Source organism: Marinobacter salinexigens, assembly GCF_008370345.1.
Taxonomy (GTDB): Bacteria; Pseudomonadota; Gammaproteobacteria; order Pseudomonadales; family Oleiphilaceae; genus Marinobacter; species Marinobacter salinexigens.
Window position 1 is genome coordinate 94,105 of sequence record NZ_VTUU01000006.1, and the last position, 22,353, is coordinate 116,457.

A 22,353-nucleotide genomic window follows, 5' to 3' on the forward strand; every position below is an offset into this window, starting at 1 on the left:
TAGACTTCCCAACCCAGATTCAACCGGAACCGGACATCACCCCGTGAGCCCCCCTACAAACGCCACCAGCCTCCCCCGCCAGCTCTACTCTATGACCTGGCCTATGCTGTTCGGTGTGCTCTCACTGATGACCTTCCAACTGACCGATTCCGTCTTTGTTGGTCAACTGGGCCGGGATCCTCTGGCTGCACTGGGCTTTACCGTACCCATACAGCAACTGGTCAGCGGGATGTACGTTGGCCTTGGTATCGCCACTACCGCCATCATTTCCCGCACACTGGGGCAGAACGACGAGATGCGCGCACGCCGTCTTGGAGGGTTGGTCATCACGACCGGCGCTTCTCTGGCAGCCCTGCTCTGCCTGTCCGTCTGGCTACTTCAGGATCTGATTCTTGATCTGCTCGGGGCCAGCGAGGCGCTGCGGCCGACCATCCATGGTTACTGGGGGGTCTGGCTGTTATCCGCCTGGGCCGGGGCGATGGTGTATTTCGGGTACAGTATTTGCCGTTCAAATGGCGACACCAAAGTCCCCGGCTACATGATGATCGCTACCAGTCTGCTCAATATCGCCCTGGATCCTCTCTACATCTTCGTGTTCGACTGGGGCCTTCCCGGTGCTGCCTGGGCCACGTTAACCGCCTTCAGCATTGGAGCCCTGGTGGTTTACCCCACTCTCCTTCGCCGCCATTGGTTGCGTTTCGATCTGGGCAATCTCCAGCTGTTCCAGACCCTGCGACAGCTTGGCGGCATTATGGCCCCGGCGATGGTCAGTCAGTTGATGCCACCGCTTTCTGCGATGCTGGCAACGGCTCTGGTAGCAGGGTTCGGCTCAGCCGCGGTTGCGGCCTGGGGACTTGGAACCCGTCTTGAGTTCTTCTCGATTGTTGTCGTGCTGGCGCTCACCATGTCGATGCCACCGATGATCGGACGGTTACGGGGCGCGGGAGAGATTGAGCAGATTCGCCAACTGGTGCGGATTGCCGTGCGTTTCGTGGTGGGCTGGCAGCTGGCTATCGGGATTATATGGCTCGCCGCGTCCGGTATGGTTTCCGATCTGTTTTCCAGCGATCAGTATGTTCAGGAAGTACTCGGAGATTATCTGGTCCGCGTGCCCCTGAGCTACAGCGGCCTGGGCGTGTGCATGCTGATGGTATCTATCTGTAACGCACTCGGGCTGGCCATGCGGGCTCTGCTTGTATCAACCTTGCGGCTGTTTGCCTGCTACCTGCCCCTGCTCTGGTTGGGCTCCCAGTTTGGTGAATTGACCGGGCTGATGACCGGCGCTCTGATCGGGAATCTGCTGGCCGGTATGATGGCTTACAGTTTCTACCGCGCCGGTATGGCCAAACTGCGCAACGATTCGGTTTCAGCTGAAGCGTGAACGGAAGGCTTCCGACATGGGCACGACTTCTTTACGCTGGTAGTTGAAGAACACAAATCCGTATTTGGCCAATGCGACTGGCTGTCCACTTGTTGCTTTGGTTACCCGGAACACAAAGTCACCGCCGTATTTATTGAAATCCATCAAACCTACTTCGAAGCGCAGCATTTCCGGAAAGAAGGATTCCGACTGGTACATGGTTGCCAGGTCAGTGACGATAATTCCCACGTGATCTTCATCGGCTTCCTGAACGCCGAAGTGCACCAGAAACTGGGCTCTGGCCTCGGACAACATAGAGATCAGAGCATCGTTGCCCAAGTGGTTGGCACCGTTGATATCGGTGATTCGGACAGGCATGTCTGTGGTAAAGCTGAAGGCGTCGTCAGGGAAGGCGAGTTTGATTCTGGCCACTTGGGAGTCCTGTGTGAGGTTCTGATTAGGGTTGAATCATACGCTTTTGGGTTTTGCTGTTCATCCTGCGGTGAATTAAGTTATCTTGCTTATTGGACCCTTGCGCAACAACTTCTGGCGTTTGGGCCACTGAACAGGTTATTCAAAACCCGCTCAAGCACGTCCCTGTGGCGCTTGCGCTCCGCCATCCATGGCTCCGCACAGTTTTGAATAACCTGTTCAGCGGCCCCGATCCGGCTTTTTTCGCGCACCTGACAGACCAAACATAATTAAAAGATCGGGAACACTATGGATATTCGCCCTGCTGCCACTCTGATATTAGTCCGGGATACCAACGCTGGAATCGAGGTGTTGTTGCTGCAACGCACCTGGGAGGCGGTGTTCATGCCTGGTTATTTTGTGTTTCCCGGTGGCGCGGTGGATCAGAGTGAATCGGCGGCGCGGGAGCACGTTCTGGGGCTGGATGAACAACAGATCAGTCGGACCATGAGCCTGGATGAGGGCGGGGCTGATTTTATGTTGGCTGCCGTTCGGGAATGCTTTGAGGAAGCCGGCATTCTTCTGGCTGTTGATGCGCAGGGAAAGGCTGTTGGTGCCAGCCATGGCGTCCATACTGATCGGGACTCTGTGTTTCGGGGCGAGTTATCTTTAGCCCAGGTGTGCCAGCGACACGGGTTGTCGATTCCTCTCGACCGGCTGGCCTATCTGAGCCACTGGACCACCCCTCCGGGGCCTCCACGCCGGTTTGATACACGATTCTTTGTCGCCACAGCACCGGAAGGCCAGGTTGCCAGCCATGATGGCAACGAGACCATCGATCATGTCTGGATCAATCCCGCTCAGGCGCTGGAGGATCATCGTTCCGGGCGACGGTTGTTCGGGCGGCCAACGATCAAGACTCTCCGGGTTCTGAGCAGTTTCTCCAGCACGGATGAACTCATGCGCTATGCCCATGCCAATCCGCCGGAGGCAGTACCCGACAAGGAGTGGCCAGCGCTCAGGAAAGGCAAACCGGTCATGCTGGAACCCGGCTCTCCAGCCTATGACGAAGTCGCCAAGCTGGACCCTGAGGGTGAAGGGCTGGCCCATGCCGAGATCGTTGCCGGAACAGCGGTGGAAGTTGCAGCCAGGGTTATCCGGCTCACTGCCCCCAATCCGGGCGTTATGACCGGGCCCGGCACCAATACCTATATCCTCGGCCACGAACGGTTTACGGTTATTGACCCAGGCCCGGATGACCCGGCGCATATCCAGCGGATTCTTGAAATAACTGGCGGGAAAATTGATCAGGTTCTGGTCACCCATACTCACCGGGATCACTCTCCCGGCGCCAAGCCTCTGCAGCGTGAGACAGCCTGCAAGCTGGTTGGTTTGCCTGCGCCCGAGGGACCTTCGCAGGATTCAGGCTTTACCCCGGATCATCAGCCGTCGGATGGAGAGGTCATCAATACGGAGGCTGGAGAGCTCAAGGCGATCCACACGCCCGGTCATGCAAGCAACCACATCTGCTTCCTGCTGACCGATCAGGCACTGCTGTTTTCCGGGGATCACGTCATGCAGGGGTCAACCGTTGTCATTAACCCGCCAGACGGTGATATGAAGGCATACCTGGAGTCTCTTTACGGGCTGCTCGCCGAACCAATGCGCTATATTGCCCCAGCCCACGGCTTCCTGATGGGCCGGCCGGAATCTGCCATTGATCATCTGATCACGCACCGGCTCGCGCGGGAACACAAGGTCGTTAAAGCCCTGAAGAAATGCTCACCGGGCACTCTGAAGGAGGTTACGGCAGCAGCCTATGATGACGTACCGCCCGCGCTGCATGGCCTGGCCGCCCGGTCTGCTCTGGCGCACCTGCTGAAGCTGGAACAGGATGGCAGGGCCCGGCTCGGGGATGAAGTCTGGAGTATCACCGATGCCGGTTAGCCGCCGCAGGTCAGTCCATCCGCGCCAAAGCAGTGTTGCAGGGCGTAGAAATAGGTGTCGATGATGTGCTCCGCTTCCCGCTCAAAATCAAAGGAGCCGGGAAGCAGCAGCCACATATAAATCAAGCCTGTCAGTTGTACATGCAGTTGTACGATAGCCTGCTCGATATTGATATCAGCAGGCAACTGACCTCGTTTCAGTGCGCTTTCCAGCGCCTTCCGAATCCGTACCGTTCCATCCAGAAAGGCCTGACGGTGTTTGCTACCCAGCGGTTCATTCTGCTCCGTCAGTTCACATTTCAGGAACATGATTTCATAAACCCGGCGGCGCCTGGGGTCCCGGGAGATCTGTTGGGTCAGATAGATAATCAGCTCCCGGAAACGCCCGAGCGGATCAGGCTCGTCCGGGTGCTCGATCGCGTCATGTAACATTTCCAGTGGCGTTTTCAGGCGTTCAATCATGGCTTCAAACACATCGTGTTTGTTTTTGAAGTGCCAGTAAATTGCACCCCGGGTAACGCCTGCGGCAACCGCAATGTCGTTCAACGAGGCTTTGGAAACCCCCTTCTCGAAGAACACGTTTTCCGCTGCTTCAATCAACAGCTCCCGGGTCTTCTGGGCATCTTCTTTCGTACGCCGAGCCATGACCGCTCCTGTAAAAGTTCTGCAAACATAGTATTTGTCACTATACATACATTCGTGTATGTATGTATCATCGTAGTTTCACTGACATGCCCTGTATCCGTCCGGTTGAGGCCTCTCAATTCTCATGCCCGGTCACTCAGTTCCGTTGAGGTAAACATGCGCCATTCTACGCAATCCGTACTTTTATTGCTGATCACATCGTTTCTGCTGTCCGCGTGCGGTGAACAGCAGGCTTCTGCCCAGGCAGCAGCAACACCTCCGCCAACACACGTCGGCTATGTTGTGGTTGAGGAGAAGCCATTTACCCTGGTGAATGAGTTGCCCGGCCGCACCACCCCTTACCAGATTGCCGAAGTACGGCCCCAGATCACGGGGCTCATCAAAGAACGCCTGTTTGACGAAGGCGAAACCGTTGAAGCCGGCCAGGCCCTGTATCAGATCGACGACAAGCTTTACCGGGCAGCACTTGCCAGTGCCAGGGCCGACCTGGCGAATGCCAAGGCAAACCGGGAATCGGCTGAACTTACCGCCAATCGTTATGAGAAACTGATCAAGACCGGCGCAGTCAGCCAGCAGGAGCTGGATCAGGCCCGAGCCACTTTCAACGCCTCCAGCGCCCAGGTAGCTGCCGCTGAAGCTGCGCTCGATACCGCACGGATCAATCTTGACTACACCCGCATTGAGGCTCCGATCAGCGGTCGCATCAGCCGTTCAAGTGTCACCGCCGGTGCACTGGTTACCGCAAATCAGTCCTCTGCTCTGGTTACCATTCGTCAGCTGGACCCAATCTACGTTGACCTGACCCAGTCCTACGGCGAGCTGCAGCAGCTTCGCGATGCCCTTGCCAGCGGACAGCTGGAAACCCTGGGAGATGACAAGGCTCCGGTGCGACTGGTGCGGGAAAACAACAGCGATTATCCCCACGAAGGCACACTTCAGTTCTCAGAGTACGCAGTTGATGAAACCACTGGCTCGGTCACCCTGAGAGCCTTGTTCCCGAACCCGGAGCAGGCACTTCTACCGGGCATGTTCGTGCGCGCTCAACTTCCGCAGGCTGAGCGCAGCAACGCGGTTCTGGTTCCCCAGAAGGCTGTCAGCCGCGAACCGAATGGTCAGGCAGTGGCTATGGTGATTGGTGAAGGTAACACCGTGGAGAAACGCCAGGTGGAAACCGAGAAGGCCATTGGTAACCAGTGGCTGATCCGCTCTGGCCTGGACGCAGGTGACCGACTGATCGTAGACGGACTGCAGAAGATACGCCCCGGCGCGCTGGTCACTCCTGTGGATATCGCCAGCGAAACCGCTAACACCAACACCCAAGACACTGACTCCCGGGGCTGATACCCATGGCACGTTTCTTTATTGATCGACCAATTTTTGCGTGGGTCATCGCCATCATCATGATGATGGCCGGTGGGCTCGCGATCTACAGCCTGCCTGTAGAGCAATATCCAACCGTTGCGCCCCCGGAGGTCACTATTTCTGCGACCTATCCCGGTGCATCGGCAGAAGCCGTTGAGGACTCGGTCACTCAGGTTATCGAGCAGGAAATGAACGGCATCGACAACCTGCTGTATATGGGATCAACCAGCGATTCCTCCGGGAACGTACAGATTACCCTGACCTTTGCGGCGGAGACCGATCCGGACATCGCCCAGGTTCAGGTGCAGAACAAGCTTCAGCTGGCCACCCCCCGCTTGCCGCAGGTGGTGCAACAGCAGGGTGTTCAGGTCACCAAATCCTCAGACACCTTCCTGATGGTACTGGCCTTCACATCCAACGATGACAGCATGACCCGCGCGGATATTGCGGATTACGTGGGCGCCAACATCAAGGACCCGATTGCCCGGGTTCAGGGCGTGGGCCAGGTTCAGTTGTTTGGCTCCCAGTACTCCATGCGGGTCTGGCTGGACCCCAACAAGCTTAACGAGTTCAGCCTGACACCTGCCGATGTCACCTCAGCGATCGAAGTCCAGAACAACCAGGTTGCCGGCGGGCAACTCGGTGGCACGCCATCGATCGAAGAACAGCAGTTGACGGCCTCTATCGTGGTCCAAACCCTACTCGAGACACCGGAAGAGTTTGGCGAAATCCTGCTTAAGGTCACTGCGGACGGCTCCGAGGTCCAGCTTAGCGACGTCGCCCGCATCGAGCTGGGTTCTGAACAGTATGCCATCCAGGGTCGTTTCAACGGCCAGGTTGCGGCCGGTCTGGGGATCAACCTGGCGTCCGGAGCCAACGCTCTGGATACCGCAGAACGGGTACGGGCTCGCATTGCTGAACTGAGCGCTTATTTCCCGGAAAGCATGGAAGTCGATTATCCATACGACACCACGCCGTTTGTGGAAATTTCCATCATGGAGGTGGTCAAAACGCTGTTTGAAGGTATCGTCCTGGTCTTCCTGGTGATGTACCTGTTCCTGCAGAACTTCCGGGCAACACTGATCCCGACCATTGCCGTACCAGTGGTTCTTTTGGGTACTTTCGGAGTGCTGTTCGCGTTCGGATTTTCAGTGAACACGCTGACCATGTTCGGCATGGTGCTCGCCATCGGTCTTTTGGTAGATGATGCCATCGTGGTGGTAGAAAACGTCGAGCGGGTGATGGCCGAAGAGGGGCTGGGGCCCGTGGAAGCCACTCGCAAATCCATGGGGCAGATCACCGGGGCGCTGGTAGGTATCGCCCTGGTTCTATCCGCTGTATTCGTACCGATGGCCTTCTTCCCCGGCTCAACCGGCGCTATCTACCGCCAGTTCTCTATCACCATCGTCTCCGCTATGGTGCTGTCCGTGCTGGTGGCGCTGATCCTGACCCCGGCCCTGTGTGCCACCATGCTGAAGCCCCACAAAGGGGATCACCATACCAAAGGCGGTTTCTTCGGCTGGTTCAACCGCAGTTTCGAGAAGGCCACGGGGCGCTATACCGGCCGCGTCGAAAAAATCATCGGCCGCTGGGGACGCTACATGCTGATCTACGTCGCCGTCGTTGGCGCACTGGCCTTCAGCTTCATGCGTTTGCCGTCTGCTTTCCTTCCGGATGAGGACCAGGGCATCCTGCTGGCACAGGTCCAGTTGCCGGTAGGTTCCACCCAGGCACAGACCATTGAAGTGCTGAAAAAGATGGAACACCACTTCCTGGTGGATGAAGCCGAAGCGGTTGAATCCATGTTCTCGGTCGCAGGTTTCAGCTTCTCGGGGCGAGGCCAAAACTCCGGCATCGCGTTTGTTCGCCTGAAGGACTGGAGCGAACGGGATCTTGAGCGCAACGGCGTCAATGCCATTATCGGCCGCGCCATGGGAACATTCTCCCAGGTGCGTGAAGCGGTGATCTTTGCACTGAACCCGCCGTCGATTCCAGCGCTGGGTGTCGCCAGCGGCTTCAACTTCCAGCTTCAGGATCGTGGAGGCATGGGCCATGAAGCCACAGTAGAGGCCCTGAATACGCTGATCGCCCAGGCCAACCAGCATCCAGCCCTGAGCCAGGTCCGATTCAGCGGCCTGCCAGACGCGCCTCAGTATCATCTGGATGTGGATCGTCAGAAAGCCCGGGCCATGGGTGTATCGCTGGCCGACATCAACACCACCATGTCGGTAGCCTGGGGCTCCAGCTACGTCAACGACTTCACCGACAATGGCCGGATCAAGCGGGTCTATGTGCAGGCCGATGCGCCCTTCCGGATGCTGCCGGACGACATCAACAACTGGTATGTCCGCAACGGTGCCAGCGAAATGGTTCCCTTTGCCAGTTTTTCCGAGGGCGAGTGGAGCCACGGACCGCAGCAGTTGCAGCGCTACAACGGGGTGTCTTCCATGAACATCCAGGGCAACGCCGCCCCGGGTTACAGCACCGGTGATGCCATGGCCGCCATGGAGCAACTGGCCAGTGAGCTGCCCGGAGGCTTCGGCTTTGAATGGACAGGCCTGTCCTATCAGGAGAAGCAGGCTGGTAGCCAGGCTCCGGCCCTCTATGCCCTGTCACTGATCGTGGTGTTCCTGTGTCTGGCGGCACTGTACGAGAGCTGGTCGATTCCGTTTGCGGTGATGATGGTTGTACCACTGGGCATCATTGGTGCCGTGTTGGCGGCCACGTTCCGGGAACTGTCCAACGACGTGTTCTTCCAGGTCGGCCTGCTGACGACCATCGGTCTTTCGGCCAAGAACGCCATCCTGATTGCGGAATTCGCCAAGGAACTCGAAGAGAAAGGCCGCGGCCTGCTGCGGGCAACTCTGGAAGCAACACGCATGCGACTGCGCCCGATCCTGATGACATCACTGGCCTTCGGCCTTGGTGTCACACCGCTGATGCTCAGCACCGGCGCAGGCTCTGGTGCCCGCAATGCCATCGGTACCGGGGTGTTCGGTGGCGTGGTCGCAGCAACAGCGCTGGCCATCTTCTTTATCCCATTGTTCTACGTACTGGTGCGCCGGATCTCCGGTGTTCCGCTGACTGGCTCAAAAGCGGAATCCGAATCGGTTCTGGAAACCCGGGAGGCAAATTCGTGAAGCCACTGATTACATCGCTGGCCGTCGCCCTGACCCTGGGCGGCTGCTCCATGATTCCTGAATACGAGGCACCGGAAAGCCCGGTGCCTGCGGTCATCGGCTCAGCCGATACAGCAACCGGAGAACTGGCGCTACCGGACTGGCAAAGCCTGTTCACCGACCCACAACTGAAAGCACTGGTGGAGCAGGCCCTGGACAATAACCGGGATCTCGAGCTTGCTCTGCTTGATGTGAAAGAAGCTCAGGCGCTCTACGGCATTGAACGCTCCGGCCTCTACCCGGAGATCAGTGCCAGTGCTGACGGCACACGCCAGCGACTGCCTGCAGACCTGAGCAGTACCGGCAGCAGCAACGTCAGCGGCCAGTACAGCGTAGGGCTGGGTGTCGCAGCGTATGAACTGGACCTCTTCGGCCGGGTTCGCAGCCTTAGCGAATCCGCACTGGAGACCTACCTGGGGACCGAAGAAGCTGTCCGCAGCACCCGCATTACCCTGATTTCAGAAGTGGCCAATGCCTACCTGACTTTACTGTCTGACCGGCAGAAGCTGAAAATCAGCGAAGAGACGGTTGCCTCTCAGCAATCCTCCGTGGATCTGGTGCAACGCCGCTACGACGCCGGACTCAGCGCAGAGCTGTCTGTCCGGCAGGCAGAAATTGCTCTGGAATCGGCACGGGCCAACCGCGCACAATTCCGCCAACAGGTATCCCAGGACCTCAATGCCCTGTCAGTACTGGTCGGCGGCCCGGTGCCCGAACTGGGTGAGAGCAATGTCATTGACCCTGCGATAGCTTTCCTCGCCGATGTGCCGGAAAGCCTGGACGCATCGGTGCTGACCCTGCGCCCGGATATCCGCCAGGCCGAACACACACTGAAGGCGGCCAACGCCAATATCGGGGCAGCTCGGGCGGCGTTCTTCCCGTCCATTACCCTTACCGGCTCCGCCGGAACAGCCAGCTCGGACCTTTCCGGCCTGTTTGAGGGTGGCTCCGGAGCCTGGTCGTTTGCACCAAGCGTGAATATTCCGATCTTCAACGCCGGACGTTTGCGCGCCAATCTGGATGTTGCTGAAATCCGCACGGAAAAATCCGTGGTCAGCTACGAGAAAACCGTTCAGACCGCATTCCAGGAGGTCGCCGATGCCCTCGCTGCACGCTCCTACCTGAAAGAGCAGGAAGATGCCCAGGCAGCTCTGGTCAAGGCCGCGGAGCGCAGCCTGACCCTGGCTGAAGTGCGGTACGAAAACGGTGCCGACGATTACCTCGCTGTTTTGGATGCCCGCCGTGAGCTACTTACCGCTCGACAGTCTCTGGTGGAAGTGAAACGGTTGAAACTGACCAACCGGATCACGTTGTACCGCTCCCTCGGTGGCGGGGAAAAAGCACCGCAGACCTCCCCGGAAGAGCCGTCCGCCTCTTCTACATAATCTGCCTGTTCTGGCCGCACGGTGCCTGGCAAATGCCAGGTACCGTGCGCGCCATTATGAAAATGGCATTAAAACTTTGTCACAGCGGTATTCATGACAGCCCCGGGGCCACTATCCTTGAGCGCAGTCTGACCAACCGCGAGGCCTTATGCTTTCCCTACGGATTCGAAAATCGATCCCCTTCCCTCTGTTTTACTGCCTGATTTCCGGCGCGCTGTTCTTCAGCCTGCCAGGAATGGCACAAACAACCGAAAGCCAGGAACCTGCCCCAGTTGCAAAAAGCAAAACCGGAAGCGTGATCGTTGCCGAACTCGCCGAAGATGAAAGCGTAGAAGACATCGAGCAATCTGAGCCCCGCAAGGCCCCGTCAGCCGGCAGCACCGCCGAACCTGAGCCAGAGCTCGAACGACCAGCGAGCAGCCGTGGTACGGATACACCAGACAATCCCGCCAAGAAAGTTGCCCCCAATATTGATCTGAAGGAAGTTGCACCACCTCCGGCTCCGGAACCCCAGGTTGCTGCGCCAGCCACACCCGACATGGTGACCGGGGAAGACCTCACTGGTCAGTCAGAACTGGAACCCGTTCCTGAAGTTGATCCCGAAGCGCCAGAGGAAGCGGTGCAGGAACCGGCCACCAGCCTGACCCTGCTGGGCAATGAAGTGCTCCCCGGCACCTCGACGAGGCTGGCCTGGTCGCCCGGCATCCAGATTGCCGGCCTGTCCCAGCCGACCCCCGTGCTGGTGGTGAATGGCGCCAACGCCGGCCCGACTCTGTGCCTGACAGGCGCTGTCCACGGTGACGAACTCAATGGCATCGAAATCATCCGCCGGACCATGTATGACCTGGATCCCGAAAAGCTTTCCGGCCGCGTTGTCGGCATTCCCATCGTTAACCTGCCGGGCTTCCAGCAGGCAAGCCGCTACCTGCCAGATCGCAGGGACCTGAACCGCCACTTCCCGGGCAGCGAGAACGGCAGCCTGGCGGATCGAATTGCCTACTCACTGTTTGAAAACATCATTAAACACTGCGACATGCTGGTGGATATCCATACCGGCTCACTCAAACGTACCAACCTACCCCAGTTACGCGCCGACATGAATAACCCCGCGGTAGCCGAATTCACCCGTGGCTTTGACCGCATGGCCGTTGTTCACAGTACCGGCTCGCCCGGCATGTTGCGCAACGCTGCAGTGGATGCCGGGATCACCACGGTCACGCTGGAAGCCGGTGAGTCGCACCGGATTCAGGAACACCAGATCGACGCCGGGGTAAACAGCCTCAACAGCCTGATGGAAAAACAGGGGATGATTTCGCGCATGTTTGTCTGGGGCGACCCGGAACCCGTGTACTACGATTCAGCCTGGGTGCGGGCAGAATACGGCGGCATCCTGTTCAGTTCGATTGATCTGGGCGACCGGGTGTCGAAAGGGGAAATCCTCGGCTACGTAGCGGACCCCATTACCAACGCCCAATACCCGATCCGCTCCAGCAGCGACGGCAGGATCATCGGAATGGCGGTGGACCAGGTTGTCATGGCAGGCTTTGCAGCCTACCACATTGGTACAGAGGCAGAAGTGCCCGGAGAGTAGTATGCTACGCATTTCCCATGGGGCTGCAGCGCCACAGGAGTATGCGTGTCTTCCGAAAACTCTGGTTTCCTCGCTAAAATTCCGGGCCTGGCTTACATTGGTCTGGTCCTGACCCCACTGTTCTGGGCCGGTAATGCCGTTGTCGCCCGGGGAACCGTGGACAGCATTCCGCCGCTAGCCATGTCTTTCTGGCGTTGGATCATAGCCCTGGCCGTTATACTGCCTTTCGGGTTGCCCGGTGTCTGGCGCCATCGCCATACCATTCGCCAACATCTGGGATCCATGCTGGCCCTGGCGACTCTAAGCGTCGGTGCGTTCAACTCGCTGCTCTACATCGCCGCAACCACAACCACCGCCACCAACATCGCACTGATTAACTCGACCATTCCCATCTTTGTGGCGTTGCTTGCCTGGCTGCTGCTGGGTGATCGTACCCGGCCGCTACAGATCATCGGCATTGGGCTGGCCCTGCTTGGCATCGTCACCGTTGTCGCGAGGGGAGACCTTTCAGTTATTACGGGGTTGCAGGCCCAGCCGGGGGACCTGATCATGGTGGCGGCGGTGTTCAGCTGGGGACTGTTCTCGGTACTGCTGCGAAGGCAGGCCGTTCCTCTGCCGCCCTTGACCTTCCTGACCGCCCAGATCCTGCTCGGCACGGTGGTCGTACTGCCGTTCTACCTGACGGACTTCCTGTTCTTCAGTGGCGGTTTTGAACTGTCCCGGAGTACAGCAATACCACTGATCTATTTCGGTTTGTTCCCGGGACTGCTCGCCTACGCCTTCTGGAACCACGGTGTGCTCAAGGTCGGCCCGTCAAAAGCAGCCATCTTTATCTATCTGACACCAGTGTTTGCATCAGTTCTGGCCTGGGCCTTCCTGGGAGAAAGGATCGGACTGTTCCATGTGATCGGCGGATTGCTCATTCTCACCGGTTTGTTGCTCGCCACCCGGGCTGGTCGCCCCACGCCGGGCTATCTCCAAACTGACTGAGTTCAGCCCCGGGCTTTGACCGCAGCTTCGATGCGTTCGAGTACCTCCTCCAGGCGGCTTCGCGGGCAACCGATATTCAGGCGCATGAACCCCCGGCCCTCCGCCCCGAACGATACGCCGGGGTTCATGCCAACTCCGGCATCATGGACGAAAAACCGTTTGAGCTCAGTATCGTCCAGCCCCAGACCCCGGCAGTCGAGCCACATCAGGTAGGTTCCCTCCGGGGCAGTGGTCCGGATGCCGGGGATCCGCCGAGTTATCCAGTCGACAACGAAATCCCGGTTGTTCTGCAGGTAAATCATCAACTCGTCCAGCCAGGGAGCACCATGGCGGTACCCCGCTTCAAACCCGGCAATGCTGAATGGGTTGCACTGGGGAAGGTGCATGGACTCAAACACAGATTTCATCGCTTTACGGCGGGCCGGATCAGGAATGACCAACGCTGAGAGCCCAAGCCCGGGCATGTTGAAGGTCTTGCTCGGCGCTACAGCCGTTACCAGGGCGTCATCCGCGTCAGCCAGTGTCGCCAGCACCGAATGACGGTGGCTATCGGCATACCCGAGGTCGCAATGAATTTCGTCTGAAATCACTACCAGCCCGTGACGTCGGGCGATATCCAGAACCGACTGCAGTTCCTCGCTGCTCCATACACGTCCAACGGGGTTGTGGGGAGAGCACAGCATCAGGATTCGGGCATCCGGCCTGGCAGCACAGGCTTCCAGATGTTCAAGATCCATCCGATAACGCCCGGAACCACCGTCGTCTTCCCGGATCAGGGGGGTTTCGATCACCTTGCGTCCACTCAGATTCACAGAACTGAAAAACGGAGGGTAGACCGGTGGTTGGATAATCACGCCTTCACCCGCCTCGGCGTAGGCCATACAAGCGGCATGTAATGAAGGCACAACACCCGGCGCCATCAGTATCCAATCCCGCTCGATGGTCCAGCCATGACGGCTTCGATACCAGTCGATCATCGCCTGATAGAGGCTGTCGGGAAAAATCGTGTAACCGTACACCGGGTGAGCGGCCCGCTCCATCAGCGCCTGAGTGACGGCTTCCGGCGCCGGGAAGTCCATATCAGCGACCCATACGGGGATCACATCGTCGCGTCCGAAGACCGCCTTGCGTACGTCATACTTCACGGAACAGGTATTGATGCGATTAACAGATTCATCAAATGGCACAGACACAAAACACCCCGGAATAACTGCCTGGATAAAATCGGTTCGGCTATTATAAATGCTATCCAGTTGATCTTCTTACCTGTTATCTCCCCGCCAAGGAATGTGAAGGGAACCCGATGCCTGAAACAGCCGCCGTAGTACGGGCCTTCCGCCCTAACTTTCTGATCCTCGCGCCATTATGTGCAGGGCTGGGCGTCGCCCTGGCCTGGCGACAGGGCGTAGCCCCTGCCATTCTCGACACGCTACTGGCACTTATTGGTGCACTGCTGGCCCATGCCGCGGTCAATCTGTTCAACGAGTACGAAGATTTCGTTTCCGGCTTGGATATGATCACCCGGCGCACGCCCTTTTCAGGTGGCAGCGGAGCTCTGCCAGAGGCGCCTAGTGCAGCCCGTGGCGTGTTGATGGCCGCCATCAGTACCCTCGGGCTCGTGGTTGCCATTGGCATCTACTTTCTCTGGCAACGGGGCCTTCCCATGCTGGTTCTTGGCGTGGCGGGCGTATTGCTCGTGTTGACCTATACACGCTGGATCACCCGCTCTCCGCTACTCTGCCTGCTGGCTCCCGGCATGGGGTTTGGGCCGGTGATGGTGCTGGGTACTCTGGTCGCTCTCGGGGCGAGCCTGGATGCCAGCGCCATCACCGCATCAGTGATCAGCCTGCTGCTGGTGAGCGAACTGCTGTTGATCAACCAGATCCCGGATGCCGAAGCAGACCGGGAGGTTGGCCGGCGACATCTGGTTATTACCCGGGGTAAACCGGCTGCCGCTCGACTGGTAGCGGCTATGCTGTTGGGAAGTTTCGCCCTGATCGGAATGGGTGCCCTCGCACAGTGGCTGCCAGCCTGGTCTGCACTGGCGCTGATCCCGTTGCCCGCCGCACTGTGGATAAGCAGAAAACTGCCGTCGGTGCTTGAGCAACCAGAATGCCTGAACCCGATACTCGGCACCAACGTAGCGGTTCTGCTGAGCACCCTGGCGTTATTGGTGACCGGCATCAGCCTTTAGTCTCATGGGGCCCACAATGCCGTGAACATCACCTCCTGCGCCCTTGCAACTGAACGAAATTTGACCGATGGTTAAAAACGAATCTGGTTGATTTCATTCACGATATGGAGGTCTGCCCATGAGTGTTCTGCTCTTGGTGATCAGCGCCCTTGTGCTGATCTATCTAGGTATTGGAGGCTCCACTGCTGCCGCGATCATGGCCATAGCCACGGTTGTGGGGCTATTTCAGGATGAATGGCACCTCGCCAGCATTCTGTTTGGCGGCATCCTGCTGGCCCTCGCACTGATTCTGGTTCTCCCCGGCGATCTCCGCCTTAATAAGCTGAGCCGGCCACTGCTTGGCTGGGTTCGCAGCAGACTACCCAAGCTGTCAGATACAGAGTCCGAAGCGCTGAAATCCGGCTCGGTGGACTGGGACGGCGAACTCTTCTCCGGCAAGCCAAAGTGGAACAAATTGCTGGACGCCCGGCCCGCCCACCTGAGCAGCGAGGAGCAGGCCTTCCTTGATGGCCCGGTGGAAAAGCTTTGCAAGATGCTGGACGACTGGAAAATCACCCATGAGCACTATGATCTTCCGGATAAAGTCTGGAAATTCATTCGGGAAAACGGCTTTTTCGGACTGGTGATCCCGAAAGAGAATGGCGGTATGGGCTTCTCAAACACCGCCCACTCCGAAATTGTGATGAAGATTTCCACCCGCAGCGTATCCGCAGCCGTGACCGTCATGGTGCCCAATTCCCTTGGCCCGGGCGAACTGCTGATGCACTACGGTAGCGTTGAACAGAAACAGCATTACCTGCCGCGACTCGCCAATGGCGAAGAAATCCCCTGCTTCGCCCTGACCTCGCCAGTCGCCGGCTCAGACGCCGGCGCCATCCCGGATAAAGGCATCGTCTGCAAGGGCGAATGGGAAGGCAAGGAAGTCCTTGGCCTCAAGGTTACCTGGAACAAACGCTACATCACGCTGGCCCCGGTTGCTACCTTGATCGGTCTGGCCATCAAGGTTTACGACCCTGACAAGCTTCTCGGTGGGCAGGACGACGTCGGAGTGACCTGTGTACTGGTTCCGCGTGAAACCGAGGGCGTGAACGCCGGAGCCCGGCACCTGCCAATGAATACCGTGTTCATGAATGGCCCGACCTGGGGTACCGAGGTGTTCATTCCGATGGATCAGGTCATCGGCGGCCAGGATATGCTGGGTAAGGGCTGGACCATGCTTCTAGAATGCCTGTCTATCGGCCGTTCCATCTCCCTTCCGGCACTGGGCACCGGTGCGGGTAAAGTGGCAAGCCTGGCCACCGGTTCCTATGCCTACACCCGAGAACAGTTTGGCCGTTCCATCAGCCAGTTCGAAGGCGTCCAGGAAGCCCTCGAACCTATCGCCGGCTATACCTACATGATGGATGCCGCACGCCTGCTGACCTCGGGAATGCTGGATCGGGGCGTACGGCCCTCGGTACCGTCTGCGGTGCTCAAGTACCGCAACACCGATCTGATGCGGGAAGTGATCAACCACGCCATGGACGTAGTTGCCGGACGAGGTGTCATAACCGGCCCACGCAACTTCCTGGCGCGGGCTTATCAGGCAGTCCCTATCGGTATCACCGTCGAAGGCGCCAACATCCTGACCCGAAGCCTGATGATCTTCGGACAGGGCGCCATCCGCTGCCATCCGTTCATCGTTGAGGAAATCGAAGCCGCCGGTATGGAGGATGAGAGCCAGGCGGTGCGGAAGTTCGATGGCATTTTCTACAGCCACCTGGCCCACACCACCCGCAACGCCTTGCGCGCTTTCCTGCTGGCGCTCAGCGGCGGTGTTATTGAATCCGTTCCCAGGCAAGGCAACATAAAGCGTCACTACCGCCAGCTCGCCCGTTTCTCGGCAGCCTTCGCCCTGATGACCGACGTTACCCTGCTCTCCGTTGGAGGCGGCCTCAAGGCCCGGCAGCGGCTCTCTGGCCGGATGGCCGACTGTCTCACCCAGCTCTACTACGCTACAGCGGTGATCAAGCAATGGCATGAAGAGGGCTATCCGGATGATCAACGTCCACTGGTGGAATGGTCCCTGCAAACCTGCCTGCGGGATCTTCAGGATTCCATGCGAGAAGCCATCATCAATTTCCCGGTACCCGCCCTCCGCTGGCCTCTGCGGTTATTGGCCTTCCCGCTGGGAGCCATCGGCCTGAACGGCCCGGACGATCGGCTGGGAGCCGAGGTGGCCAGCACCATCGTCAAGGACACCCCGTTGCGCCACCGCATAAGCCGTGGCGCCTTCAGCACCATGGATCCGGACGATCCGCTGGGCAGGGTACTGAACGCCTACAAACTGGCTAACGAAACCGCAGACATGCGAAGCCGGCTGCACGAAGCCATCCGAAACCGGGATGAGGACGAACTCGACGGCATTGCCCTGCTGATGGGGCATCAGCGCAAGGAACTGGTGGACTGGGCCTGCGCACAAGGCATCGTAAAAGCCGATGAGTGCGACAAGCTACTGGAGGCTCTGACAGCGCTGTACGACGTGATTCGGGTGGATGCTTTCGAGGGTGAAGGCCTGAAGGCTCTGTCCCGCTGTGCCAAAGGAAAACGCAAAGTGGTCGAGCGCCCTCCGAGGGACTGAAACACTCGCTAGAAAGCGCACGGGATACCAGCAGGGCCATACCCCGACCTCGCCGGGGTATGGCTTTGGTGGATGTCCACAAACAGGCGTCCAGACAGCATGGCGAGGATATCCGAAGGCTTCATACCCAGCGTCATCCGGAAGGTATGAGAGAAATGCGCCGAATCGGTGAAACCGGCCGCAATAGCCGCTTCTGTCAGCGTCTCGCCTTTGTTTACACCGGTAAACGTGACAAACAGGCGATGCCATTGCCGGTAACGACGGATGGGTACCCCTACCTGCCCACGAAACAGCTCCACCAGCCGTGACACCGACAGGTTCACCTCCCCGGCCAGAGTCTCCACAGACACATTGCGTGAGACCTCCTGCCGAATCCTCTCCACGACCTTTTCGATTCGCGGATCCGCCATTGGATAATCGTCTGCCGCCGGGTTGATATGGGCTTCCAGTTCACTGTAGACGTCAGCCGGACGTAGTGGAGACTGATGTAAATCCGCCAGCCATTGTCGGAACCCGTGTTCCCCGGGTACGGCGCCGTGAACACCTGGAATCAGCGGACGCATCCGTGCCGAAAGCAGGCGGTAATCCTGACCCAGCGCATCCAGATAACACGCGGCCACTAACTGGCCGGAGGGTTCTATGGCGACCTTTGCGCCGGGAGCAAGTAACAACGAATGCCACTGCCTGGCATCATGGCCCGGTACCCGGACAGTGAGCGGCGCATGCACACCAAACACCAAAGAGGCTGCGGCCTGACTGAACTGTATTGGCTGTGCAACACAGCCTACAAACAGGGTTCGCCGTGGCCACAGGTACAGGAGATTTGATCGCTCAGCTTCCATCGGTACACGCATTCCTTGCCTGGCTGGGCAATCCCGCCCGCCGGCTTCTTATTTTTTGACTGGTTGAGCTGATTCTAGGTAAATCCGGTCCGAACCACCCCGACCAATTGTCCGTTTCGTGATCAGTTTATGGAATTTTGATCCTTTCCCCACTTCTCGTCAGTTCTTACAAGCGCCATGGTGGATTCCCGGCGTAGATTGAGCCTGCCGTTCTGACGACGTCATTCCCATAACAAAGATAAAAGGACAAACCTATGAAATCGTGGCTCAAGGGCGCACTGGTAGCGCTCGCCTGCAGTTTTACCTTCCCTGCCCATGCCGGGCTTTTTGACTGGCTCTGGGGCTCCAGCGATGAAGCCGCAACCCGCTATCCCATCGTTCTCGTACCCGGGATTTTTGCCTTCGACACCATTGCGGGTGTGGATTACTGGTACCGGATTCCCGGCGCTCTGGAAGACGAAGGGGCGCGGGTTTTCATTCCTAAAATCAACGCCTTCGATAGCTCTGCCCGACGGGGTGAACGGCTGATCGAGCAGTTGGATGCCATCCGCGCTGCCTCCGGAGGCAGCATCACCAGGTTCAACCTGATCGGACACAGCCAGGGCGGTATAACCTCCCGCTATGTCATGAATGTTCGCCCGGATCTTGTTGCCTCGGTCACCACACTTCATACACCTCACAGAGGCTCGCAACTGGCCGACATCGTGACCGGCGTTGCCCCGGAAGGCAGCCTGACCGGAGTCGGCTTCGAGGCACTGGCGAATGCGGTGGGGAATCTGGTGAACCTGCTGTCTGACAACACGGCGGATTCATCCGACATCAACGCCATGCTGGCTGAGTTCAACGCTCCCGGCTCCGCCGCCTTCAACGCTCTTTTCCCTGCTGGCATGCCAGCCACGCACTGCGGCGAGGGTCCATCCCAGATCACCATCGATGGCAACACCATCCGACTCTACTCCTGGAGCGGCACCGCCCAGTTCACTACGGGCGTCGACATTTCCGATGCGCTCTTCGGCATCACAAGCCTTGCGATTCCCGGCGCCAATGACGGCGTGACCGGTCGCTGTTCCAGCCACTTCGGCAGGGTTATTCGCGACGATTACTTCATGAATCATCTGGATGTGAACAATCAGGTCCTTGGTCTGGTTTCCCTGTTCGAAACCTCTCCCCTGACCCTGATGCGCAACCATGCGAACCGCCTGAAAAACGCGGGGCTCTGATTCACCCCATTCCGGCTGGTGCCCATGCATCAGCCGGAGTAGCTACGGAGCCAGACATGGTCCGAAATACCGGGTTTCTCATCACCATCCTGATCCTGGCCAGCGGCCTGATCATTCACTCAACGCAGACAACACCTACAACCACCGGTGTGAAAAACGAACAACCAGGCCAGCCAGCCACAACATCCGGTTCCGGCACACCGGCAACCGCCCCCATAGCCTTATCTGCTCCCCTGCCACCACTGCCTTCCGAACTGCAGGGACTGGAGCCTGACTCACGCCTCGCTACCGACGAATACGGCAATCTGCTACCCACTCCGGAACTTCGGAGACTGTTTGACTTCCACTTGGCAAACCTGGACAGGGAGCCGCTGGGTCTGGTTCTCCAGCGCATACAGTCGGCCCTCAACACCCGACTTGCTGAACCGGCAGAAGCACAGGCACTGGCGCTTCTGGAGCGCTATGTGGATTACCGCATGGCCGTGGGAGAATTACAGGAACGCCTGCCAGGTGGCGTCACCATGGATGGTTTTGATGTGGCCGCGCTCCGGCAGAGGCAGGCCGGGCTTGATGCCCTGCGACAGGACTACTTCGGGGCGGCAGAAAGTGCGGCTTTTTTTGGCAGAGACCAACAGCTGGACGATTTCACGCTGGCCCGACTGGAAATCGAACAGAATACGTTGTTTGATCCGGACGAGAAAAAACGCCAACTGCAGATTCTGGAGCAGCAACTGCCGGAGAACGTGCAACGCGCAAGAACGCGCGCAACCATTAACGCAGACCTGTATCAGCAAACCGACGTACTGAAAAGGACTGGCGCATCAAAGACTGAACTCTACCAACTCAGAGCCGGTGCTCTGGGTGAAACCGCCGCTACCCGCCTGGCCGTTCTGGATGAGCAACAGAAGCTCTGGCAGGACCGGCTGAGCCAATACAACCACGACAAAGCCCGCATTCAGCAATCCGGGCTCAGTCCGACGGACCGTGACAAGGCAACAGAGTCACTGCGCAACCGGCTATTCAACGGCCCGGAGCAACTCAGAGTCCGGGCACTGGAAACACTGGATCAGTAGCGGCCGTTAAGAATATCCACAATCTCACGGGTATCCTTGATCACCGTGTACACCTTGTCTTCGATTTCGATGCGCTGGCGACGATCATCAATATCGTAAACCCGACCGTAACGGTAAAGGTCGCGGTCCAGATAGTCACCACGACGGTAGTCGAGCTTTTTTTGCCAGCCTGGTGGTAATGACTCACCACGCTCCACTTTTTTCTGTAGCCCCGGCGGCAACCCATTACTATGAGGCGGAGAGGCCAGCACAGACACCGGCGCAATGGCGACGACAAGAAGAATGGATTTCAACAACAGCTTCATATCGAACCCTTCAGAACGTTCAGAATGTATGATCAGATTACCATTCTCACGCTCACCGGGCCTGAACCGTTCCTTACCATTCCGTCAGACACCGTCCGTGCCTGCCGGGTCACCCGCTCTGAGCCCCCCTAGAATGGCCTCATCCACCAACCAGCGACGTATCAGCTGAATACCACGCTCCTGGCGGCGACTGGTCTTCCAGGCAAAATAGAATTCATCCCCCGTCATCACTGCCGGGCAGGGCAAACGCACAAAATCCTCCGAGTCTTTGCGAGTACTCAGCATGTAATCGTTGGTGAGAGCGATCCCCTGATGAAACCGAGCCGCTTCAAGGGCGAGCAGCATATGACTGAAATGCTGAACCCGCGCAGTGGCAGGAATCGAGCGCTCCACCGACCGGTACCAGACTTCCCAGTCCCCTGCCGGCCGGTCAAAAATACTGTGGGTGGAAAGCAGCGGAAACAACGCCACCTCCTCCGGCGACATCTCCTGGCGTTCAGCATCCGCATCTTCTCGCCCCAACTCACGACAGATCTTTTGCCAATAATCCTGACTGCACACCGGAAACAGGCGTTCCACATAGAGCGGTTCGTAACTGTAAGCGGTGGATTGCTTATGAATGGTGATAAAACAGTCGGCAACCCGGTCCGACAACACCGGATTCTCGCTCGTCATCTCCAGTGACAGATCAATCTGCGGGTGCAACCGCTGCAACTCCGGCAACCTGGGCACCAGCCAGCGCACCGCGAATGAACTGAACACCGACAGCCGAATGCGAGACTCCTCATGCCCCAACAGTTGCTCACTGGCGCGCTCAATCTGCAGCAGCGCCGAGCCAATGGCATCGAAATACTGACGCCCTTCATCCGTTAACGTCACCCGACGACCCGAGCGCCAGAACAGACGCTCCCCGAGGTAGGTTTCCAACTGTTTGATCTGATGGCTAACGGCACTCTGGGTAATCGCAAGTTCCTCCGAAGCCAGGGAAAAACTATTCAACCGGGCCACGGCTTCGAAAACCGGGAGTGCTTTCAGGGGAGGAAGCTTCATATCTAATTTTCTAATAGATATTCAATATTCATCATTTTATCGGATATTAAAGCACATCTAGACTCCCACTCAATTGCTTAGGAGTCGTTTGGGAAACTGCTTCTGAAAATGCTCGGAGCCAAGGATGGCGCAGAGCAAGCGTACATGGATGTACTCGCAGCGGTTTTCAGAAGCAGTTTC

17 protein-coding genes are annotated in these 22,353 nt (G+C 58.2%); 11 read left to right on the plus strand and 6 right to left on the minus strand.

Annotated elements, in window-relative coordinates; translation table 11 throughout:
* The first annotated feature begins 91 nt into the window (after positions 1-91).
* Positions 92-1,381, plus strand: coding sequence for an MATE family efflux transporter (locus tag FWJ25_RS13245; RefSeq protein ID WP_188093632.1), 1,290 nt, complete (start codon positions 92-94; stop codon positions 1,379-1,381).
* Here FWJ25_RS13245 and FWJ25_RS13250 read toward each other — a convergent pair.
* On the minus strand, positions 1,367-1,792 hold the full coding sequence (locus tag FWJ25_RS13250) for a thioesterase family protein (protein ID WP_149600737.1): 426 nt from the start codon (positions 1,790-1,792) through the stop codon (positions 1,367-1,369). The genes FWJ25_RS13245 and FWJ25_RS13250 overlap by 15 nt on opposite strands.
* Positions 1,793-2,080: 288 nt before the next feature.
* Here FWJ25_RS13250 and FWJ25_RS13255 point away from each other — a divergent pair, with 288 nt between their 5' ends.
* Positions 2,081-3,718, plus strand: a complete 1,638-nt coding sequence (locus FWJ25_RS13255) for an MBL fold metallo-hydrolase (protein ID WP_149600738.1) — start codon at positions 2,081-2,083, stop codon at positions 3,716-3,718.
* On the opposite strand, the gene FWJ25_RS13260 is transcribed toward FWJ25_RS13255, so the two are convergent.
* Positions 3,715-4,362, minus strand: a complete 648-nt coding sequence (locus tag FWJ25_RS13260) for a TetR family transcriptional regulator (protein WP_149600739.1) — start codon at positions 4,360-4,362, stop codon at positions 3,715-3,717. The genes FWJ25_RS13255 and FWJ25_RS13260 overlap by 4 nt on opposite strands.
* A 156-nt stretch (positions 4,363-4,518) precedes the next feature.
* On the opposite strand from FWJ25_RS13260, the gene FWJ25_RS13265 reads away from it, so the two are divergent.
* The 5 genes from FWJ25_RS13265 (at position 4,519) to FWJ25_RS13285 (ending at position 12,869) form a co-directional block, all read left to right on the plus strand.
* The gene (locus tag FWJ25_RS13265; protein ID WP_149600740.1) at positions 4,519-5,703 is read left to right on the plus strand and encodes an efflux RND transporter periplasmic adaptor subunit; all 1,185 of its coding nucleotides are present in this window, start codon (positions 4,519-4,521) and stop codon (positions 5,701-5,703) included.
* Between the two features lie 5 nt (positions 5,704-5,708).
* Positions 5,709-8,864 (plus strand): efflux RND transporter permease subunit, encoded by a 3,156-nt coding sequence (locus FWJ25_RS13270; RefSeq protein WP_149600741.1) that lies wholly within the window; start codon positions 5,709-5,711, stop codon positions 8,862-8,864.
* Positions 8,861-10,288, plus strand: a complete 1,428-nt coding sequence (locus FWJ25_RS13275; RefSeq protein WP_149600742.1) for an efflux transporter outer membrane subunit — start codon at positions 8,861-8,863, stop codon at positions 10,286-10,288. Before FWJ25_RS13270 ends, FWJ25_RS13275 begins: the two co-directional genes overlap by 4 nt.
* Before the next feature lie 148 nt (positions 10,289-10,436).
* Positions 10,437-11,879 (plus strand): succinylglutamate desuccinylase/aspartoacylase family protein, encoded by a 1,443-nt coding sequence (locus FWJ25_RS13280; protein WP_438616568.1) that lies wholly within the window; start codon positions 10,437-10,439, stop codon positions 11,877-11,879.
* Positions 11,880-11,924: 45 nt separating this feature from the next.
* Positions 11,925-12,869 carry a DMT family transporter gene (locus tag FWJ25_RS13285; RefSeq protein WP_149600743.1) on the plus strand — a complete coding sequence of 315 codons (945 nt, stop codon included), beginning with the start codon at positions 11,925-11,927 and terminating at the stop codon, positions 12,867-12,869.
* Positions 12,870-12,871: 2 nt separating this feature from the next.
* On the opposite strand, the gene FWJ25_RS13290 is transcribed toward FWJ25_RS13285, so the two are convergent.
* Positions 12,872-14,062, minus strand: a complete 1,191-nt coding sequence (locus FWJ25_RS13290; RefSeq protein WP_149600744.1) for a MalY/PatB family protein — start codon at positions 14,060-14,062, stop codon at positions 12,872-12,874.
* Between the two features lie 110 nt (positions 14,063-14,172).
* On the opposite strand from FWJ25_RS13290, the gene FWJ25_RS13295 reads away from it, so the two are divergent.
* Both FWJ25_RS13295 and FWJ25_RS13300 read left to right on the plus strand, forming a co-directional pair.
* Complete coding sequence (locus FWJ25_RS13295) at positions 14,173-15,063, plus strand: prenyltransferase (protein ID WP_149600745.1); 891 nt, start codon at positions 14,173-14,175, stop codon at positions 15,061-15,063.
* 118 nt (positions 15,064-15,181) lie between these two features.
* Positions 15,182-17,683, plus strand: a complete 2,502-nt coding sequence (locus FWJ25_RS13300) for an acyl-CoA dehydrogenase (RefSeq protein ID WP_149600746.1) — start codon at positions 15,182-15,184, stop codon at positions 17,681-17,683.
* A gap of 8 nt (positions 17,684-17,691) precedes the next feature.
* Here FWJ25_RS13300 and FWJ25_RS13305 read toward each other — a convergent pair whose 3' ends face one another.
* Entirely contained in the window at positions 17,692-18,525 is an 834-nt protein-coding gene (locus FWJ25_RS13305) for a helix-turn-helix domain-containing protein (RefSeq protein ID WP_188093629.1), read from the minus strand.
* Between the two features lie 254 nt (positions 18,526-18,779).
* Here FWJ25_RS13305 and FWJ25_RS13310 point away from each other — a divergent pair, with 254 nt between their 5' ends.
* Together FWJ25_RS13310 and FWJ25_RS13315 are read left to right on the plus strand one after the other, a co-directional pair.
* Positions 18,780-19,745, plus strand: a complete 966-nt coding sequence (locus FWJ25_RS13310; RefSeq protein ID WP_149600748.1) for a lipase family alpha/beta hydrolase — start codon at positions 18,780-18,782, stop codon at positions 19,743-19,745.
* 56 nt (positions 19,746-19,801) lie between these two features.
* A complete protein-coding gene (locus FWJ25_RS13315; RefSeq protein ID WP_149600749.1) occupies positions 19,802-20,818 on the plus strand; it encodes a lipase secretion chaperone in 1,017 nt (338 codons plus the stop codon).
* Here FWJ25_RS13315 and FWJ25_RS13320 read toward each other — a convergent pair.
* Together FWJ25_RS13320 and FWJ25_RS13325 are read right to left on the minus strand one after the other, a co-directional pair.
* The gene (locus FWJ25_RS13320) at positions 20,812-21,123 is read right to left on the minus strand and encodes a hypothetical protein (RefSeq protein ID WP_149600750.1); all 312 of its coding nucleotides are present in this window, start codon (positions 21,121-21,123) and stop codon (positions 20,812-20,814) included. The two genes, FWJ25_RS13315 and FWJ25_RS13320, sit on opposite strands and share 7 nt — an antisense overlap.
* Positions 21,124-21,207: 84 nt before the next feature.
* Positions 21,208-22,173 carry a LysR family transcriptional regulator gene (locus tag FWJ25_RS13325; RefSeq protein ID WP_149600751.1) on the minus strand — a complete coding sequence of 322 codons (966 nt, stop codon included), beginning with the start codon at positions 22,171-22,173 and terminating at the stop codon, positions 21,208-21,210.
* Positions 22,174-22,353: the final 180 nt, after the last annotated feature.

Excerpts from the sequence above, each read along its gene's own strand:
- FWJ25_RS13315 (WP_149600749.1), top strand. The coding sequence starts at position 19,802 with ATGGTCCGAAATACCGGGTTTCTCATCACCATCCTGATCCTGGCCAGC.
- FWJ25_RS13325 (WP_149600751.1), bottom strand. The coding sequence starts at position 22,173 with ATGAAGCTTCCTCCCCTGAAAGCACTCCCGGTTTTCGAAGCCGTGGCC.
- FWJ25_RS13255 (WP_149600738.1), top strand. The coding sequence starts at position 2,081 with ATGGATATTCGCCCTGCTGCCACTCTGATATTAGTCCGGGATACCAAC.
- FWJ25_RS13265 (WP_149600740.1), top strand. The coding sequence starts at position 4,519 with ATGCGCCATTCTACGCAATCCGTACTTTTATTGCTGATCACATCGTTT.
- FWJ25_RS13300 (WP_149600746.1), top strand. The coding sequence starts at position 15,182 with ATGAGTGTTCTGCTCTTGGTGATCAGCGCCCTTGTGCTGATCTATCTA.
- FWJ25_RS13295 (WP_149600745.1), top strand. The coding sequence starts at position 14,173 with ATGCCTGAAACAGCCGCCGTAGTACGGGCCTTCCGCCCTAACTTTCTG.
- FWJ25_RS13260 (WP_149600739.1), bottom strand. The coding sequence starts at position 4,362 with ATGGCTCGGCGTACGAAAGAAGATGCCCAGAAGACCCGGGAGCTGTTG.
- FWJ25_RS13270 (WP_149600741.1), top strand. The coding sequence starts at position 5,709 with ATGGCACGTTTCTTTATTGATCGACCAATTTTTGCGTGGGTCATCGCC.
- FWJ25_RS13280 (WP_438616568.1), top strand. The coding sequence starts at position 10,437 with ATGCTTTCCCTACGGATTCGAAAATCGATCCCCTTCCCTCTGTTTTAC.
- FWJ25_RS13305 (WP_188093629.1), bottom strand. The coding sequence starts at position 18,525 with ATGGAAGCTGAGCGATCAAATCTCCTGTACCTGTGGCCACGGCGAACC.
- FWJ25_RS13245 (WP_188093632.1), top strand. The coding sequence starts at position 92 with ATGACCTGGCCTATGCTGTTCGGTGTGCTCTCACTGATGACCTTCCAA.
- FWJ25_RS13320 (WP_149600750.1), bottom strand. The coding sequence starts at position 21,123 with ATGAAGCTGTTGTTGAAATCCATTCTTCTTGTCGTCGCCATTGCGCCG.
- FWJ25_RS13310 (WP_149600748.1), top strand. The coding sequence starts at position 18,780 with ATGAAATCGTGGCTCAAGGGCGCACTGGTAGCGCTCGCCTGCAGTTTT.